Here is a 19,229-nt window from a genome sequence, read left to right as displayed (position 1 = left end):
TGAAGAATGAATCAAGCCCGGTTGCTGCTGCGGAAGGTTCGCATCACACGCGCGGCATCTTCCCTGAAATCTCCAATGACTTGCATCATGTGCTCATGGTAGAACAGGTTGTCGTCGGCTTGCAGCAGTCTTTGTTTGGTGCGGTCCACCACCTTGTGCGCCATGCCTGTATAGTAGTTGATTTTGGCGACGCCGCGGTCGATGGTCTGCTGGAAATCCTCATCCGATAGTCCGGACCCGCCATGCATCACGATAGGGACACCTGCCGTCCTGGTAATCTGATCAAGCCGATTCAGATCGAGTTCGGGTTTCTTCAAATAAACGCCGTGTACCGTGCCGAAAGCGGCGGCAAGCGCATGTATGCCGGTACGCTCTACGAATTCCCGCGCCTGCTGGGGGTCCGTATATAGCGAGATATCGTCGATAATGGAGTCATCGTCCTCGCCTTCTGCGCCCCCGCTTTTAGGTCTGGTTACATACCCCAGCTCTCCTTCCACCGAGACGTCCAGCTCCTTGGCGATCTTCACAACCTCGCTTGTTCGACGGACATTCTCTTCGTACGCATACTCCGAACCGTCGAACATGATGGCGTTGAAGCCAAGAGACATCGCTTTCATGACAGCCGAGAAGCTCTTCCCGTGATCCAGCAAAATGCTGACAGGCACCTTTGCGCGATGCATGGCATCCACCATAATTGGAGCGATCATCTCCAGCGGCGTGTACTTGAAATGGATTTCGGCATGGCAAAGTATGACGGGAGACTGCTCCTGCTCGGCTGCCTCAATAATTCCCCGAATCATATCCAGATTAATTGCGTTGAAGCAAGGGACGGCATAACCTCGCTTCGCTGCGTCCTGCAACAGCTCGCTCATTGCGATTTTTGACATGGTGACCACCTTTCGTTGCTGTAAGTGTGAGGTGATTGTTTCACTTAAACAAGATTATACCGAAAAATTGTTTAAATTCAACACTTTTTATTTGAAAACACATAATTGCGAATGGGTATTCCATCTATTTGTGCGAAAATAAAGGCTCTTTGTTTGAATTAAACATATACAACGGGGCTTTTCGTGTTTATAATGGACATATAAAGCAGGATGGAGGGATGAACAATTGTCCTTGATGGGGATTGATATCGGCACAACGGGCTGCAAGGCGTCCTTATTTCATGAAGAGGGCCGGCTCCTCTCGACAGCTTATCGGGAATATGCAATGGAACAGTCCAGGGCGGGAGCATTCGAACTAAATCCTCAGACCGTGTGGGAAGCGGTGCGCGATTGTCTGGCAGAGACATTGCATGACGCTTCTATTCTTGATCGCGAAGTAGCAGCACTGTGCATTTCGTCATTAGGGGAAGCGGTTGTTCCTGTTGGCCGCAACGGAGAAGCATTGGAGAATGCCATGCTATATACGGACGAGAGAGGGCGGGAACAGGCTGGACAACTGGAAGAGGCAATTGGAGGAGAGCGTGTCATGGAGATAACCGGCGTTCCTCTTCATGCCATGTTTTCGCTGCCCAAGATGATGTGGATCAAGCAGAACAAGCCGCAATTATACGACGATGTCTGGAAGTTCATGTGCTTTGGCGATTATATGGCGTTTTTGCTTACTGGAGTCTCTGCTATGGATTATACGTTAGCCTCCCGTACCATGGCGTTTAATGTGACGACAAAGACGTGGGATTCAAAGCTGCTGACGGCTTCAGGGGTTGATAGGGACAAGCTTCCCGAGCTTGTTCAGTCGGGTGGGGTGATCGGAAGCGTACGTGACAAGCTGGCTCGGGAGCTGGGTTTCGTTGGCAAGAGCCCGGTAGTCGCCGCGGGCGGGCATGATCAAGCTTGCGCAGCGCTTGGAGCGGGGATTCTGAGCGGCAACGAAGCGGTTGACGGTATCGGGACGGTGGAATGCATAACGCCGGCTTATTCGGCTCCGGTTGTAAACGGTGTCATGCTTAGACATCACTTTAACTGCGCGCCCCATGTCGTGGAAGGTCTGTATCTGACGTATGCCTTCAACTTTACGGGAGGATCGCTGCTTCGCTGGTATCGGGATCAATTCGGCTCCATGGCGGAAGCTGAAGCGCGAAAGCAAGGGATCGGCGTATATGAGTATTTGAACGCTACAGCTGCCAAGGCTCCAACGGACCTGCTTGTTGTTCCTCACTTCGCGGGATCGGGGACGCCGACCATGAATCCTGATGCCAAGGGGGTTATTTACGGCCTTACCTTCAACACCGACGCCTCTCAGTTGTACCGGGCGCTGCTGGAGGGAGTCACTTATGAGATGCGCTATAACATGGACTGTTTGAAGGATGCGGGGATTGCTGTTCATTCTTTGAGGGCCGTAGGCGGCGGGGCGAAATCTGATCTGTGGTTGCAGATTAAGGCGGATATTATGAATCAGCCGATCAGGAAGCTGGATATTAGCGAGGCGGGTACAATCGGCACTATGCTTCTCGCCGGCAAGGCGGCGGGCATCTACTCATCGTATGAGGAAGCGGTGGAATTGCTGGTTAAGCCGGTGGGGACGTTCGAGCCCAATCCCGTTAACGGAGCGTTGTATGAAGAAAGATATGAGCAGTATAAGCGGCTGTCCAAGGCTGTAGAGGTTATGTGTACGTACAACTAATGGAATGGAATACGCTTCAATTGCCTTCGTCCCTCCAAATGGCGAAGGCATTTTTTCTGCTCATGCATCATGGATAGAGTGGTCGAGATTTTTATGCAATGCTAGTTGAATGTGTTTATAATGGAACTTAAGTTGATCGGGAGCTTGTCATCAATAAATATGTTTGCGCTTTCAATTGTTCATTTCGATAATAAAACAAGCAAATCATCATCCAATGATTTGGAGGAGACTTCTCATGTGGTACAAATATTTTTATTCCAATTTATTGGTATTTTCACTGCCTGTTCTTTTTTTCGGAGTTTTACTGTATCAATATGCTCTAAGCAGCCTAATGAATGTCATCGAAGACACCGGCATTCATAGTTTGAATCAAGTCCGCAACATGACGGATATGCGCATGAGTGAGCTAAAGAATATCTCCGCGCGCATCTCGGCCGATCCCGATCTATCTGCTTATATCATCAGGAGCGATGGCTTTCATACGAGAGAAGCCATTAGGAAACTGGGCGAATATCGGGATAATAGCATTATTATCGATGAAATATATTTATACTTTCGCGGCGATGAATATATTTATTCTTCCGAAGGCTCGAATGAACTGACTACTCTATCCAATTATTTCTATAAATTCAACGGCGGAGACGATCAACAATTTCTTCAAGTGCTTAATACGGTAGAGATTCCCATGATCAAATCCTATGAAGATGTAGTCGTTGAGAATACCGAAGCCAGATTATTGACCTACTTGTATCCCATTCCACCTGGCGCCTCCTATACGAACGGAGCCGTCATGTATGTCATTAAAGAGTCCATGCTGAACAGTCTGATCGAAGATATCCTGGGCAATCTGAAAGGGAGTGTATATATATTCGACGCGGATAACAATGTCCTGGTGTCGAAGAACAGGGAAGGCGGCATTCAAGTGGACGAGGTGCAACGCCGATTAATGTATGACGGGAATTCTAAGCAGAATATTAAATACTTTGCGATGAATGGCGAGAAGTATTCGCTAATGACGGTCACTTCGGATGTAAGCCATTGGACATTCGCGACGTTGATTCCGACCGACCAGTTTCTGGGTGAAGTGACTCATGTGAAATGGATTATGGGCATATGTTTCTTCATCATCCTCGTTATCGGCCTATCTGCCATTTTGTATATTTCCAGATATCAATATCGGCCAATTCGAGAGTTGACGGATCATGTGAAGAGGGTATGGTCGCATACTGGACTTAGAGGCAAGCCGAACAATGAGCTGGAGCGCATCAAGGAAACGATCGATGAAGTCGTGAGGGAACATCAGGGCTTGGTGAAGCAGATCGATACGCATCGTCCTCTGCTTATTGAACAGTTTTTGCACCGGTTGTTAAGGGGCAATCAGAAAAATCGAGAGGAAGCGGACTCGTTCATTCAATCGCAGCAATTGCAATTTTTTGAGGGGTGTTGCTTTGTCGTGTACATCACCTTCGGCGAAGGAGCGGATCAAACGGCATCCGCTCAGAAAAAAAACGACGTGCTGAACATGTTGTCCGACTTTGCCTGGTCAGGCGGACATGGGTACGGCATAGAGTTGATTCACGAGCATGCGATCGCGCTTATTGTATCGGTACAAGCAGTAGAAGGCAATGCGAAGCGGCAGCAGGAGATCGCGGTGATCGATATTCAGAATAAGCTGCGGCAAGAGTTGAACGTTCCCTTCACGATCGGGATTGGCCGGTATTACGATCATATTACGGATATGAACCAATCCTTTATCGAAGCTTCTGCGGCAGCCGGTTACCGCTTGGTCGGCAAGAACAGGAATTGGATCTTCTTCGATGAAATCGAGGGCGGGGAAGGGAACAATCTATGGTACCCGATTCAAGAACAAGTCAAGCTCACCCAGAGCTTGAAGCAGGGCGATCGTGAGGTAGCCCAAGAGACCTTGAACGCGATATTGAGTAGCATTGACGAAAAAGTACAGTCTCTTCTGTTAATCAAGCTGACCTGCATGGATGTCATCAACACGGTATTTAAAATGATTAATGAGCTCAACATAACGGACAACACGATGGATTTGAAGAAGCTGGTGCACTTCAACTCGTTGAAAGAACTGCATGATGAGCTTCGCCGATTGGTTGATCAAATATGCGATCAAGTAACGTGCATGAAAGAAGAGCAGAGCGCGTCCCTGAAGCACGGCATCATTTCATTCATTCAAGAGCATTTCGCTTCCGCCGACATCAGCTTGGACCGAATAGCCGAGCGCTTCGATTTGTCGGGTTCCAACCTTAGCCGGCTTGTTAAAGAGCAAACGGGCGAATCCTTTACCGACTATGTCGGGAAGCTGCGATTGGTTTACATTAAGAAGCAACTGAAGGAGACGGATACACCTATTAAAACGATTATTGCCGATGCCGGATATCTGGACGTATCAAGCTTTATCAGGAAATTTAAAGGAATAGAAGGCGTTACCCCGGGACAATACCGCAAATCGCGCTAACCGGTTGATTCGCATATGTTGCATGACACGCATATTCTCCTGAAAATTCGCTTGTATAGCGCTTCCTTTTTGGAAGCGCTATATTTTTTTGCGTTTGGCTGGGCAAGGGACATACTCTGCATGAAGCGCATATATACAGGACGTTCGGAATGGAGCTATTGTTATGTCGAAAGAACAAATCAATTCGACCACAAAGAGAGGGGATCTTATTTGAGCGCAAGGAAATGGTTGAAGCATTGGCCAATGTATGTATTCATGCTTCCGGCCGTCAGCTACTATTTAGTTTTTCATTATTTCCCTATGTACGGCTTGCAGATCGCATTCAAGGATTACAAAGTGACGGAGGGGATTTGGGGCAGTTCTTGGGTGGGATTTGCGCATATAGAACGGTTTTTCAATTCCTATTATTTTTGGGATTTGCTTCGCAATACGCTATTAATCAATGTGTATCAACTGTTGCTTTTTCCCGTTTCAATTATTGTAGCTCTATCTTTTAATGAATTGAAAGACGGTCTTTACAAACGTTTGGTGCAGACGATTACCTATGCTCCGCATTTTATTTCGGTCGTTGTCATGTCAGGCATGATCATTGCTTTCCTTAATCCGTCCACCGGCATCGTGAATACCGTGATCCAGGCTTTTGGCGGGAAGCCCATTGCCTTCATGACCGAGCCCGGTTGGTTCAAAAGCATTTTCGTGTTATCCGGAGAATGGCAGCAGCTTGGTTGGGGAGCGATTATTTATCTCGCGGCTTTGTCGGGGGTGGATCCCCAACTGCATGAAGCGGCTAAAGTCGATGGAGCGAATCGGTTGCGGAGAATTTGGCACATTAACCTTCCGCATATCGCGCCGACGATTACGATTTTGCTCATTTTGAACTTTGGCAGCTTCATGGCCATCGGCTTCGAGAAGATTTATTTGCTGCAGAACGACTTGAACCTCACTTCATCGGACGTGATTCAAACTTATGTATACCGAAGCGGATTACTAAATGCGCAATACAGCTTTTCCGCCGCGGTGGGTTTCTTTAATTCCATTATTAATTTTGTTCTGCTGATTGTCTTTAATCGAATCGCCAAGAAGACGACCGAGACCAGTCTGTGGTAAAGAAGGAGTTGACATCGTAATGAGAGAAACCGCATCGGATAGGGTGTTTGCGTTCTTCAATCATGTTTTTATCGGATTATTGTTGATTATCATTCTGTATCCGTTGATTTATATTATCAGCGCGTCCATTAGTGATCCCGTAATGGTGAATTCGGGACAAATGTGGCTGTTGCCCAAGAAGATAACGATAGACGGCTATATGCGCGTATTCGAAAATCGGGAAATTTGGAACGGATATGTTAATACGGTGATCTATACAGTTCTCGGCACTTTGCTCAATCTGCTTATAACGCTCCCTTGTGCGTATGCGTTGTCCAGAAAAGGAGTAGTCGGCCGCAATATTGTAATGGCTCTTCTGGTATTCACGATGTTTTTCTCCGGCGGACTGATTCCTAGCTTCTTGCTGGTCAAAGGCTTGGGCATCCTGGATTCCATCTGGGCGATGCTGCTTCCGAATGCGGTCGCCGTATGGAACATTATCGTCACCAGAACTTACTTTCAAATCTCCATCCCGAATGAAATGCTGGAAGCCGGCGAGATCGACGGATGCTCTCCCTTCCGATTGTTTCTCTCCCTTGTATTGCCGGTGTCAAAACCGATTATCGCGGTTATGGCTTTATTTTACGGAGTCGGGCACTGGAACCAGTATTTCAACGCCATGCTTTATTTGTCCGACCGGGACTTGTTCCCGCTGCAGCTTATTTTGAGAGAGATATTGATACTGGAAGAGATGAGTGTGTCCATGCTGTTGAACGGCTCGGGAGATCTGGAAGCCATGGCCGAGCAGGCGAGAGTGGCGGATATTGTCAAATACGCCGTTATGATTGTGTCCATGCTGCCGCTCTTAATTGTGTATCCTTTTCTTCAAAGATACTTTGTCAAAGGATTTTTAATCGGTTCGCTGAAGGGATGATGCATCCAGATTACGTAGAGGAGGTGAGGCAGGAGTTCGACCGCGATGATAATATGAGGTTAGAATTGTTGAAAAAAAAACGAAAAGGGGTACTGAACAATGAAGAAATATCTGTGCTGGACACTGGTCTTTGTGCTGCTGTTGACCTTGAGCGCCGGATGCAGCAACGAGAATATAGCGAACAATAAGGGCACATCAAATGAAAGCGCCACCAATAATCAGGACGCCGGTCTTCCGGACAACTTTCATGCGGAAGGCTTTCCTGTAGTCGACACCCCCATTACATTAAAGCTGATGGGAGCTAAATATCCTATTCAGGGGGCATGGCAAGATTTGCAGCTGTTCAAAGTGCTCGGAGAAAAGATGAACTTCGAGTTCGAATTCGATACTCCGGCCAGCCAAAATTTAGCGGAGAAGAAAAATCTGGCTTTTGCAACGAACTCTCTGCCAGATGTTTTCTTCGGGGGCAATCTTACGCCTATGGACGAAGTGGAGTATGGCAAGCAAGGGGTTCTCATTCCGTTGGAAGAATTAATCGAGAAGTATGCGCCTAATATCCGGAAGATGTTCGAGGAATTGCCCGATGTCAAAAAGACGATAACGGCACCGGACGGTCATATTTATGCGCTGCCCAAAATATCGACGATTCCCAGAGGGCTGGCCATAAAGGCCTGGATTAATCAAACGTGGCTTGAGAAGTTGAACATCAAGCATATTCCTGGCAATACGGAAGAGCTCTACGAATTGCTGAAGCAATTCAAGGAGGGGGATCCCAATGGCAACGGAGAAGCCGACGAAATTCCGTTCTCGGTTCAGAATCCGAGCCTGTTGACCACGATTATCCTTCCGGCTTTCGGTCTGGTCGAAGACGGCAATAGAATTGGCGTATTTAACGATAAGGCGCAGTATGTTCCACTGGATCCAAAGTACAAAGACTACCTTGCGTATGTTCGCCGACTGTACGAAGAGAAACTGCTGGACAATGAGATGTTCTCGCACACGCAACAGCAATACACAGCGAAGGGCAAAGAGAACAGGACCGGTGTATTCGTAGCGGCAGGTCCGTTCATTCATGTAGATATCACGCCGCTTGAGAGTGTGGATTACCCCTACCTGCCTCCGATGACAAGTCCGGTCAATGATCAGAAAATCTATCCGGTCTCGACCGGAGTTGCAAGAGGCGCATTTGCAATTACGAAGGAGAACGAACATCCCGAAGCTTCGATCCGTCTTGCCGATTATCTGTATTCGGAAGAAGGCGCAAAGCTTGTCATGATGGGGGAAAGCTGGGAATGGAACGAAGACAAGACCAGTTGGAGCTTCGTGTCGCCTATCAGTAACCGCGAGGAGCACAGAGGCGGTAAAGTCACGCCTGATGCAGGGGGAACCATTCTTCCTTACTGGACTTGGAGCAAAGAAGGGCTGGAATTCGCCGCCAAGGAGAACAATCCTCAAGGGAACTACTTTAATCGGGTGACGAGCGAAGCTTATCTGCCTTACGGTGTCACTCCTTTCCCGATGACGTATTTCTCGGAGGAGGAGCAGGCGAGATTGAATGTGCTGCTTACGGATCTGAATACCTACGTGGACCAAATGAATGCCAAGTTTATTACAGGCAATATCGGATTGGACCAATGGGATGAATTCACCAGTACGTTGAAGAATATGGGCGCCGAAGAGGTACAGCAAATTCATCAGGCCGCTTATGATCGCTGGAATAGAGGATAGAGAAAACGAGGTGGAAGTATGGAACACAATTTCAAACGGGCGGTTCCGGTATGGATCACTGGAGAAGCGCGGACCATGAACGTTTCTGCCGGATTCATCTATTCTTTTACCCGCAAGCAAGGCAGCAAGTACAGGCTCAACCTTACGGGATCTACGTTGTTCCGCGTTTACGTGAATGGACGATTCTTCCATTACGGCCCCGCAAGAGGACCGCATGGTTATGCGAGAATCGACGAGCTGGTGCTTGATTCCGAGCTTACCGAAGGCATGAATAAGCTGGCGATTGAGGTTGCGGGTTATAACTGTTATTCCTACTATACCTTGAATATCCCGTCATTCTTGCAAGCCGAGGTCTATGAGGACGATCGATTGATCGGATATTCGGACGTGAAAGGGAATTTCTCAGCCGTACGTCTAACCACGAGAGTTCAAAAAGCGATGAGGTATTCCTTCCAGCGGACGTTCACGGAAATCTATCATCTGGATCATGCGGAGCCCTTGGCGAATTGGATGACGGGCGAGGTCACCGCTCTAGAAGAGCTGGAGAACGTAGCGCTTGCCATCGACTACTTGGCTCGGGAATTGCCGATCCCGCATTACGATATCCGCTATGCCGAGCATGCGATCGAGTATGGAGCGGTCGACAAGCAAGAGCGCAAAGGAGCCACTTATGCGGAGCATCGATTCATTCATCAAATCTCGGATACGATTACGGGCTATCCGCTGGATGAAATCGAGGAGCGGCCGTTCGAGCTTGTGCAAGATCTGGAGTTTAAGCCCGTTGATCGGGTCAAGCGCGATCTGGCCGGAGGAACGATGGAGCAATCCCTGCAAGAGGGACAATATGTCTTGCTCGATATGGGACTCAACCTTAACGGCTTCATCGTCTCGGAAGTCATGGCCGCGCAAGACAGCGAAGTGTATTTCATGTTCGACGAGAAGCTGATCGACGGCCGGATCGCGATTCATTCCTGGGACTGGATCAATGTGCTGAAATATTCGCTCAAACAGAACGAGAGGCCATACTCGCTGGAAAGCTTCGAGAGCTATGGATTCCGTTATCTGCTGTGCTATGTCGCCAAGGGGACTGTTACGCTGCGGAGAGCGGGTTTGCGCGAATACACGTATCCGGCTTGCGAGAACGCCGTATTCCGTTCCGGCGACGAACAATTGAACGATATCTTTCAGGCGGCGCTCGAAACCTATCGGCAGAATACGCTGGACGTATTCATGGACTGCCCGACGAGGGAGCGCGCGGGATGGCTGTGCGACAGTTATTTCACGGGTCAATCGGCCCAGTACTTCTCGGGGGATGCGGCTGCCGAGAAGGTGTTCCTGGAAAACTTCGTGCTGGCGAGGGGATTTCCGTATCTTCCGAAAGGGATGCTTCCGATGTGTTACCCGGCCGATCATGTGAACGGCCGATTCATCCCGCAATGGGCGATGTGGTACGTGATCGAGCTGGAGGGTTACTTGAAGCGGGACGCCGCTGCGAATATCGACGACTTCAAGGCGTTGTGCTACGGCCTGATCCATTATTTTCGTCCTTTCCGCAATGAAGACGGCTTGCTGGAGAAGCTGGATAGCTGGAATTTCATCGAATGGTCCAAGGCGAACCAATGGGTGCAGGATGTCAACTATCCGACGAACATGCTGTATAGCAAGATGCTTCGGCTCATCGGAGAGTGGTATAAGGATGATGAACTGAAGGATGAGGCCGACCGGATAAGAGAAACAATTATCGAGCAGTCCTTCAACGGGGAATTTTTCATCGATCATGCGGTTCGCGAGGACGATGGAAGCCTCCGTCTGACGGACCATACATCCGAAGTATGTCAATATTATGCCTTCTTCTTCGACATTGCGGACGAGAAGGAGGAGCGGTTCAAGACGCTGCAAGCTGCGTTGCTGGATGTGTTCGGTCCCGCAAGGAAGGAGCTGGGGCTGCTCCCCGAAGTTGCGTATGCCAATGCTTTCATCGGCTACTACCTCCGGATGGAGCTCTTGCTGAGATGGCGAAGGTACGCGCAAAGCTTGAACGAGGTCAAGGGATACTTCCATCATATGAGCCGGTTAACGGGCACGCTGTGGGAGCACGGCTCCGTGAACGGAAGTCTGAATCACGGCTTCGCCTCCTTTGCCGGAGTCGTGATTCTGAAGGCGCTGCTTGGCATTCAGGAAATTAACGAGAAGGACCGGGTCGTCGTCTTCGATTTCGCCGATGTTCCCATCGAAGCCGAGCTTAGGCTGGGCACGAGCCTTGGCGAGATCCGGTTGAAGCGGGAGCTGTCAGATGGCGAATGGACCGTTCGGTATTCGGTGCCTGATGGGTATGATGCAAGGAAGATTTAACAGGTCGGAATCCAAGCCATCCATACATGAGGAGTGTACGTCATGCCATTAGTCGATATGTCTTTTGAGCTGCTCAAGAGCTACAAAGGAAGAAATCCGCGTCCCGATGATTTCGATGCTTATTGGGAAGCTGCATTAACAGAAATGAAAGCGGTCGAGGCTAATGTGGAAAGGAAGCCAAGCGCATTCATGACTACGTTCGCAGAATGCTGTGATCTCTATTTCACAGGAGTACGAGGCGCCCGCATTCATGTGAAGCATATTCGTCCGAAGAATCTCGGCAACGATAAGGGGCCTGCAGTGCTATTCTTCCACGGCTACTCGGGCAGAGCGCATGATTGGACGGAATATCTCCAATATGCGGCGGCAGGAGCTTCGGTGTTCGCGATGGACGCGCGCGGACAAGGCGGCGCTTCCGAGGATGTGGGCGGAGTGAAGGGTAATACGCTGCGAGGCCACATCATCCGCGGTCTCGACAGCGAGGATCCTCAGGATCTGCTGTTCCGCCATATCTTCCTCGATACGGCGCAGCTTGCGGATATTGCCATGTCGATGCCTGAGGTCGACGCAGAGCAGGTGTATGCCACCGGCTGGTCGCAAGGCGGAGCTTTGACACTTGCCTGCGCTTCGCTGGAGCCGAGGATCAATAAGCTGGCTCCCGTCTATCCGTTTCTGTGCGACTACAAGCGGGTATGGGAGATGGACCTCGCCAAGGGCGCTTATGAGGAGCTTCGTCAATATTTTAGAGCCTTCGATCCTCAGCATGAGCGTGAAAACGAGATATTCACCAAACTGGGCTACATCGACCTTCAATTCCTGGCGAATCGTATCAAGGGCGAGGTGCTGATGGGAGTCGGCTTGATGGATACCGTCTGCCCGCCGTCTACGCAGTTCGCTGCCTATAACAAGATCGCTTCGGAGAAACGCCTCGAGATCTATCCGGATTTCGGACATGAAGGCCTTCCTCGCTTGCACGAGAAAATCTATCAATTTCTGCTAGGATAATAACGATTATCGGAGGTAGAGAGCGCATGAATTCAAGGATGCCAAGGTATATGAGAAATGACAGGACGAACAGGTTTACGTTTCTCAGTGTGCGCTTATTGCTTTGCATGCTGGCTTGTTTCTCGATTCTCCAATCTCCCGCAACGATTCATGCAACCGGAAGCGATGTTTACGTTGACGATTACGGAGCGGTTCCGGACGATGCGGGCGACGACGGTCCCGCAATCCGCGCCGCCATTCAGGCGGCCAAGGCCGCTGGCACAGGTTCCCGGGTGATGTTTTCGCAAGGCAAATATGTCGTTAGTCCGCCGCCGAAAGCCTGGGATTTCGACACGAACGGAAGTCTGGACGGCTGGGTCTTGCAGCATGACCTGTCCGGCGGTACCGTCTCGGGCGGCATCCTTACTCTTACGGTGAGCGGCACGGATCCCTACCTCTTGTCGCCGAATAATCTGAATATCGATTCGAGGATCGTCAAATCGGTGAGGATTAAGATGAAGAACCATACATCGGGGACGGCCGCGCAATTGTACTGGATAACGGACGACGATCCGGTCTGGAATGCGGGCAAACGATTGGACTTTACCGTAGTCGCGAACGACGCCAATTATACGGAGTACACCCTTAATCTAAGCGGAAGCGCTTCCTGGGCCGGGGTCATTCGGCAGATTCGGATCGATCCGGAGCAGGGAGCGGGGACGGGAACCATCGAAATCGACGACATACGCGTCGACGTGCTTCCGGACAAGGTATGGGGGTTTGATACGGACGGAGATTTCGAGAATTGGTCCCTGATCAGCGATCTGTCGGGCTCCGTCTCGGGCGGCAGCATGAGCTTGTCGGTGACCGGCTTCGCGCCGTACCTGAATTCTCCGGACAATCTGGGCATGCCGACGGCTTATCGGTACGTGAAGATTCGAATGAAGAATAACACGCCTTCGACCGTGGCCTATTTTTACTGGAAGACGGAGTCGGATCCCGTCTTCGATTCGAAGAAGAGGATTCAGTTCCAGACGAAGCCGAATGACAGCGGCTACACGGAGTATGTGATCGATGCGGCGCCCAATATTTTCTGGACGGGGAAGATCAAGCAGATTCGGATAGATCCGGTGCACGGCTACGATTCGGGGTCCATCGACTTCGATTCGGTCTCCATGGAAGCTTCTCCTCTGGCGATTATCAACTACAACTTCGTCAATCAAGGGATGAAGGGAATCTCGTTCGTCGGCGATCAGACGGAGATTGCGTTCACGGACGGGTTAAGCGGAGGCTTCGCCTTGCGCGACGGTTCTGAAGACGTATCCTTCCAGGGTCTGACGATCGATTATACAACGCCTCCATTCGTACAAGGGAGCATCACGGCGGTAGATGCTTCGGCGGGCACGTTCGATTTCTTGCCGGACGCCGGTTACTCCTTATTGGACGATCCTGCAATGGCGGACATCCCAACGCACTGGAGCACGGTTCGCGATTCATCCAATCCTGCTCTCGAGAAGAAAACGGCGAGTCTGGTTTTCGTCAACTCCTGGGAGAAGATCGATTCGACGACGTATCGCATGACCGTTGCCGCCGGCTCCAAACCTTTGATCGGAGCATCGGGTCAACTGGAATCGGGAGACAAGCTGATCATCAATAATCGGGGACATGGCAACCATGCGATCTGGAGCATCAACAGCTCCGATATTTCGATAGAAGACGTGACGATCTACGCTTCGCCGGGAGCTGCGATCGTCGGCTCCAATACGGACGGGATTACGGTAGACCATCTGCAAGTGTTGCGTCGGCCCGGAAGCGGGCGATACGCTTCGACCAATGCGGACGGCGTGCATGTCCAATCGGCGCGAACGGGGCCAATCGTCACCGATTCCGTCTTCGAAGGCTTGCTGGACGATGCGATGAATATCTACAGCAGACCCGGTGCGGTCGTCGACGTACTGTCCGACACCGAAGTCGTCATCAACGGACGCGCTCCGGAGGCAGGCGACGAAATTCAGATCTTCGATCCCGTCTTGGGGAGGGTCAGGGGAACCGCGCAGGTTGCCGAGGTCGAATCGAATGCCGGATTCGCTGCCGTGACGCTGGATGCGCCGATTGCCGGCGTGGCTGCCGGAACGACTTACAAAACGGCGGATTCCTTGTTTAACTTAAGCGCGTCGGGTGCAGGCTTTCGGGTAGAGGATACGGTATTCCGGGAGTCGAAACGTTACGGCATCTATGTCAAAGCGATCGACGGGGTCATAACGGACAATACGTTTACCGATCTTGGCGGAGCGGCGATCGTCGTCGGCAACGAACCGGACTGGCCGGAAGGGCCGTTCGCTCAGAATATCGAAATTTCCCGCAATACGATGTCGGGCGTCTCACGCCACAACATTCAGGGGAATCTGTTCTACGCTGGGGCCATTATCGTTAAGGGAAATCGGTCGGGGAACGCTCTGTCCGACGAATTGGGACAGCAGAATATTGTCATCAGCGACAATAGCATCACGCATCCGCCGCGCAACGGGATCTATATCGGCAGTGCGGACAACGTTCAGATTATCGGCGGGAATACCATTGAAGCCGACGCAAGCGACAATGCGTTCGACGGTAATATTACGGGCGTTAAGGTGGAGAACGCCGCCAACGTAACCATCGACGGCTTGACGATCAACGATCCTCGCGCCGATCTGAACGCCGGAATTGAATGGAGATCGTTCGCGGATGTTGCGACAAGCGACTTGAACTTTACATTGGCTTCCGGCATTCCGGATGTACGTACGATCTCGCCTGATGCGCCGACGGGCTTGACGGCGTCGCCGGACGGCTCGTCGGTCGTGCAGTTGGATTGGGCGGACACGGCGGGGGCGGTCAAATACAACATTTACCGAAGCGCCGAGAGCGGGTTCACACCATCCTGGCACAATCGAGTGGCGACCGGTGTGACCTCCAGCGACTATATGGACGACGGCTTAACATCCGGAACGACCTATTCTTATAAGGTGACCGCCGTTAACGCGTCGAATTTCGAGTCCGCGCCTTCGGCGCAGAGCTCGGGAATGCCTGTCGGTCCCTATGACTGGCACTTCCATACGAATGGCGATTTCGAAGGCTGGGTCATGCAGAACCAGGTGACCGGCGACGTCTCCGGCGATGCGCTCAATCTTACGGCGGACGGCATTGATCCGTACATTCATTCGGCGGACAATCTTGGCATCGACGCTTCAGCGTATGCGATTGTCAGGATTCGTATGAAGAACAATACGCCGTCAACCCTGTCCCAGCTTTATTGGATCACCGACGCCGATCCGAATTGGAACAGCGCGAAGCGCCTGAATTTCACGACAAGCGCCAACGATGCCGAATACGTCGAGTACGTGCTGGATGTAAGCTCGGATCCAAACTGGACCGGCACCATCAAAAAGTTGAGATTCGACCCCGAGAACAATTTCAGTTCGGGGACGGTTAACGTGGATTATATTCTCTTGGAACCGTAAAATTCGTTGGACGACGGAGGGAATTCGGTGATACAGTACGATTCGAAGAAGATGAGATGGACGATACGCAACGAACAGGCAACCTACCTCATTGGATTGAAAGACCGTAAACTTCATCACATCGGCTACTTGCCTAACGACGAAATCGAATCATTGGACGATGAACGGATTATGTGCAGAGAGCTTCAGCCGGAAGCCGAGGTTCAGATTAATCACGAGGGAAGAACCAAGCATCACGGGGCAAGCTATACCGGCTGCGGCTCCAGCGCCAGAGCGGAATACAAGAGCCATGCGATAAGCGAAGACGAACGCGGGGAATCGCAAACGTTGGTCATTACGTCTCTGGACGAACAATCCGGTCTGGAGATCCATCACCACTATATCGCTTACAAGCGTTCGTCCGCCTTGACGCGCTATGTGACGCTTAGAAATGGGTCGGATACGCCGATAGAGGTTCAGCATCTGAGCTCATTCGCGCTTTACGGCATGCCCTTCGCCGCATCGGCCAACCAGATTCCCGGCGACCGGATACAGATTCATTCTTTTCCCTCCTCCTGGTGCTGGGAAGGGCAGATGAGAACGATGACCGCCGAGGAAGCCGGATTATTTCACCGGCTCAGCCTGGGGTGCTGGCATGTTGAAAGCACAGGTTCATGGTCGAGCAAAGAATACATTCCTTTTTTTGTCCTGGAGGAGGTGGATTCCGGAACGTTCTGGAGCGTGCAGATCGAGCACTCGGGGTCATGGCGATTCGAGATCGGCGCTCCGGGATTCCGCGAAGCGGGTTTGCATGTACAGGGCGGCCTCGGCAACTATACGTATGCGCATTGGTCGAAAAAGTTGATGCCAGGGGAAGCTTTTGCGTCTGCAAAAGCTTCTCTCTCCTGCATCCAGGGCGGAATAGACGATGCGTTGAACGCCATGCACAGCCATCGCGCGGCCGTTCTTATTCAGCGAAGCTATGCTGACAAAAGCTTTCCGATCATATTCAATGAATGGAATTCGACGCGGGGAGCGGTTAGAGCGGAAACGATCGAGAACCATCTGGCGGCCTTGTCGGGCACGGGCGCCGAGGTGTACGCCATCGATGCCGGATGGTACCTCCCTTATGATGACAACAGGGAATCAGGGGATTGGTTCATGCATACAGGCGATTGGGAACCGCATGAATCCAGATTTCCCGAGGGCATTCAGGCCGTTGCGGACCAAATAAGGCGAGCGGGAATGATGCCCGGCATCTGGCTGGAAATCGAGGTCGCGGGGGCTGGCTCCAAGTCCTATACGGATCATGAGCATTTGTTCATGACGCATCAAGCGGGATATGTGGAAGACAATGGGAGAAGATTCTTATACTTCGGTTTCCCAGACACACGGGAGTATGCGACGAAGGCCTTCGAAAAGCTTATCGCGGCCGGGTTCAGGTACTTCAAAATCGATTACAACGTCGATTGCGGCTTGGGCTGCAACAACAGCGGGGACAGCCTGGGGCAGGGATTGGTGGATAACGTACGGAGCTATTACGACTGGCTGAAAGAGTTAAGAAGAAAGCATCCGGACATCATTGTCGAAAATTGCTCGAGCGGCGGCAATCGTCTGGACTACGGCATGCTGTCGCATACCGATCTGGCTTCGATCACGGACCAATCGGACTGGTTCCGCTTAAGCGGCGTGTTTTACGGAGTCTCCAGATTCATCCATCCCTCGCAAATGGGGAACTGGTCCATTCTGAACGCGGACGCGGAGGAGAGGGCATTCGCGTTCGCGTTGATCAACTCCATGATGGGGCGGATGCATATCAGCGGCGAGATCGAGAAGTTGTCGCCCGCGCAGCGGGAGCTGCTTATTGAGGCGATTCACTATTATAAAAAATGGCGGGAGATATTAGAGGATTGCCAGGTCGTTCATCATACGCCGAATGCCTCGCTTCAATATACGGAAGGATGGCTCGTTCTGCAAATGCATAATGCGGCCGCGACGAAACTGTTGCTGGGAGCCTGGCGTTTGCAGAGCGATCAAAGCGAGTATGTTGTAAAATTATCGGGAATCGATGCGCAGTCTTATTACGAAGTCACATCATTTCCAAGAAAAAATCAACGAATCGTCAATGGAGACGAGTTGCAGCAAGGATTTCAAATGCATCTCGAAGACGAGTACAGCGCCGTTCTGTACGGGTTCGAAAGGAGGCTCTCATGACTAAGAAGCCAAATGTAATCTTCGTATTCAGCGATCAACATAGAGCAGAGGCGACCGGGTATGCGGGGAATCCGGATGTGCGAACGCCCAACCTGGACGCGCTCGCCGAACGAAGCTTGAACTTGACGACGGCGGTAGCCAATGTTCCTTGCTGCTGCCCTTACCGGGCCACCCTGATGACGGGGCAATATCCGCTTACGCATGGCGTATTCGTCAACGATGTTCATTTGGGACGGGATGCGACCTCGATCGCGGACGCATTCGCGGCCGGCGGCTACGACACCGCCTATATCGGCAAGTGGCACTTGAACGGCCGCGGCCGCAGCCAGTTCATTCCGAGGGAAGATCGTCAGGGCTTCGACTTCTGGCAGGTGCTGGAGTGCACGCATCACTATAACGAATCCTATTATTACGAGGATGAACCGGTGAAGTTGAAGTGGGAAGGCTACGATGCGGAAGCACAGACGAGAAGCGCTCAGCAGTATATTCGGGGGCGCAAGGGGCGGGATAAGCCGTTCTTTCTCATACTGTCCTGGGGACCGCCGCATAATCCATATCACACGGCTCCTCAGCCGTACAAGGATCTATATAATCCGCGAAAGCTTAGCCTGCGTCCGAATGTGCCGGATGCGCCCGAGGAGACGGCCCGTCAAGATCTGGCGGGCTACTACGCGCATATTAGCGCATTGGACGCTTATGTCGGCGACTTGCTGGATACGCTTCGAGAGCAGAATCTGGAGGAAGATACGATCTTTGTCTATACGTCCGATCATGGGGATATGATCGGTTCCCAGGGGCATGCCCGCAAGCAGAGGCCATGGGATGAATCTATACGGGTCCCCTTCCTAATACGCTATCCAAGGCAATTCGGGAAGAACGGCAAGCGGATTTCCACACCGTTCAACAGTCCCGATATTATGCCGACTCTGCTTGGTCTTTGCGGGCTCCCCATTCCCGAATCGGCCGAGGGCATCGATTATGCGCCGTATCTTCGTGGAGAGCGGGAGCTTCAAGTGGATGCGGCACTTATTGCATGCATTCATCCCGCAGGTGAATTCAGTCGCGCCGAAGGAGGAAGGGAATACCGCGGAATACGTACGGAACGCTACACCTATGTCATCGATCGGGAAGGTCCCTGGCTCTTCTACGACAATCAGCGCGATCCTTATCAATTGCATAATCTATGTCTCCAGGATTCTCATCGGCAACTGCAAGACGAGCTGGATGCCATGCTTCGGCGAATGCTGATGCAGCATGGCGATGCCTTCCTCGAGGGAGAACGCTACATTGAACAATGGGGATATAAGCTTGACCATACGGGCTCGGTGCCTTATGAGCCATGAGA

Annotated in this window: 11 protein-coding genes; 10 read left to right on the top strand and 1 reads right to left on the bottom strand. The window is 51.3% G+C overall.

What is annotated here, in order from left to right; genetic code table 11:
* Window positions 1-11: 11 nt before the first annotated feature.
* Window positions 12-887 (bottom strand): class II fructose-bisphosphate aldolase, encoded by an 876-nt coding sequence (locus M6D81_RS04000; RefSeq protein WP_262675522.1) that lies wholly within the window; start codon window positions 885-887, stop codon window positions 12-14.
* 235 nt (window positions 888-1,122) lie between these two features.
* Between M6D81_RS04000 and M6D81_RS03995 the strand changes: the two genes are divergently transcribed.
* The 10 genes from M6D81_RS03995 to M6D81_RS03950 all read left to right on the top strand — a co-directional run bounded on the left by M6D81_RS03995 (window position 1,123) and on the right by M6D81_RS03950 (window position 19,227).
* Entirely contained in the window at window positions 1,123-2,628 is a 1,506-nt protein-coding gene (locus M6D81_RS03995) for an FGGY-family carbohydrate kinase (RefSeq protein WP_262675577.1), read from the top strand.
* A gap of 235 nt (window positions 2,629-2,863) precedes the next feature.
* The gene (locus M6D81_RS03990) at window positions 2,864-5,110 is read left to right on the top strand and encodes a helix-turn-helix domain-containing protein (RefSeq protein ID WP_262675521.1); all 2,247 of its coding nucleotides are present in this window, start codon (window positions 2,864-2,866) and stop codon (window positions 5,108-5,110) included.
* Window positions 5,111-5,353: 243 nt separating this feature from the next.
* Complete coding sequence (locus tag M6D81_RS03985; protein ID WP_262675576.1) at window positions 5,354-6,217, top strand: ABC transporter permease; 864 nt, start codon at window positions 5,354-5,356, stop codon at window positions 6,215-6,217.
* Between the two features lie 19 nt (window positions 6,218-6,236).
* Window positions 6,237-7,130 (top strand): carbohydrate ABC transporter permease, encoded by an 894-nt coding sequence (locus tag M6D81_RS03980; protein WP_262675520.1) that lies wholly within the window; start codon window positions 6,237-6,239, stop codon window positions 7,128-7,130.
* Between the two features lie 99 nt (window positions 7,131-7,229).
* Window positions 7,230-8,858 (top strand): extracellular solute-binding protein, encoded by a 1,629-nt coding sequence (locus tag M6D81_RS03975; RefSeq protein ID WP_262675519.1) that lies wholly within the window; start codon window positions 7,230-7,232, stop codon window positions 8,856-8,858.
* Between the two features lie 18 nt (window positions 8,859-8,876).
* The gene (locus M6D81_RS03970) at window positions 8,877-11,210 is read left to right on the top strand and encodes an alpha-L-rhamnosidase-related protein (protein ID WP_262675518.1); all 2,334 of its coding nucleotides are present in this window, start codon (window positions 8,877-8,879) and stop codon (window positions 11,208-11,210) included.
* Window positions 11,211-11,252: 42 nt separating this feature from the next.
* Window positions 11,253-12,215 (top strand): alpha/beta fold hydrolase, encoded by a 963-nt coding sequence (locus M6D81_RS03965; protein ID WP_262675517.1) that lies wholly within the window; start codon window positions 11,253-11,255, stop codon window positions 12,213-12,215.
* 50 nt (window positions 12,216-12,265) lie between these two features.
* Window positions 12,266-15,691: a right-handed parallel beta-helix repeat-containing protein gene (locus M6D81_RS03960; RefSeq protein ID WP_262675516.1), complete on the top strand. Its 3,426-nt coding sequence runs from the start codon at window positions 12,266-12,268 to the stop codon at window positions 15,689-15,691.
* A gap of 27 nt (window positions 15,692-15,718) precedes the next feature.
* Complete coding sequence (locus M6D81_RS03955; RefSeq protein WP_262675515.1) at window positions 15,719-17,884, top strand: alpha-galactosidase; 2,166 nt, start codon at window positions 15,719-15,721, stop codon at window positions 17,882-17,884.
* Window positions 17,881-19,227 carry a sulfatase family protein gene (locus M6D81_RS03950; RefSeq protein ID WP_262675514.1) on the top strand — a complete coding sequence of 449 codons (1,347 nt, stop codon included), beginning with the start codon at window positions 17,881-17,883 and terminating at the stop codon, window positions 19,225-19,227. Before M6D81_RS03955 ends, M6D81_RS03950 begins: the two co-directional genes overlap by 4 nt.
* Window positions 19,228-19,229 lie beyond the last annotated feature (2 nt).

It is taken from the genome of Paenibacillus sp. J5C2022, assembly GCF_025567625.1.
Taxonomy (GTDB): Bacteria; Bacillota; Bacilli; order Paenibacillales; family Paenibacillaceae; genus Pristimantibacillus.
The sequence above is the reverse complement of the archived record's forward strand: the minus strand, read 5'-3'. Positions and strand labels throughout refer to the sequence as shown.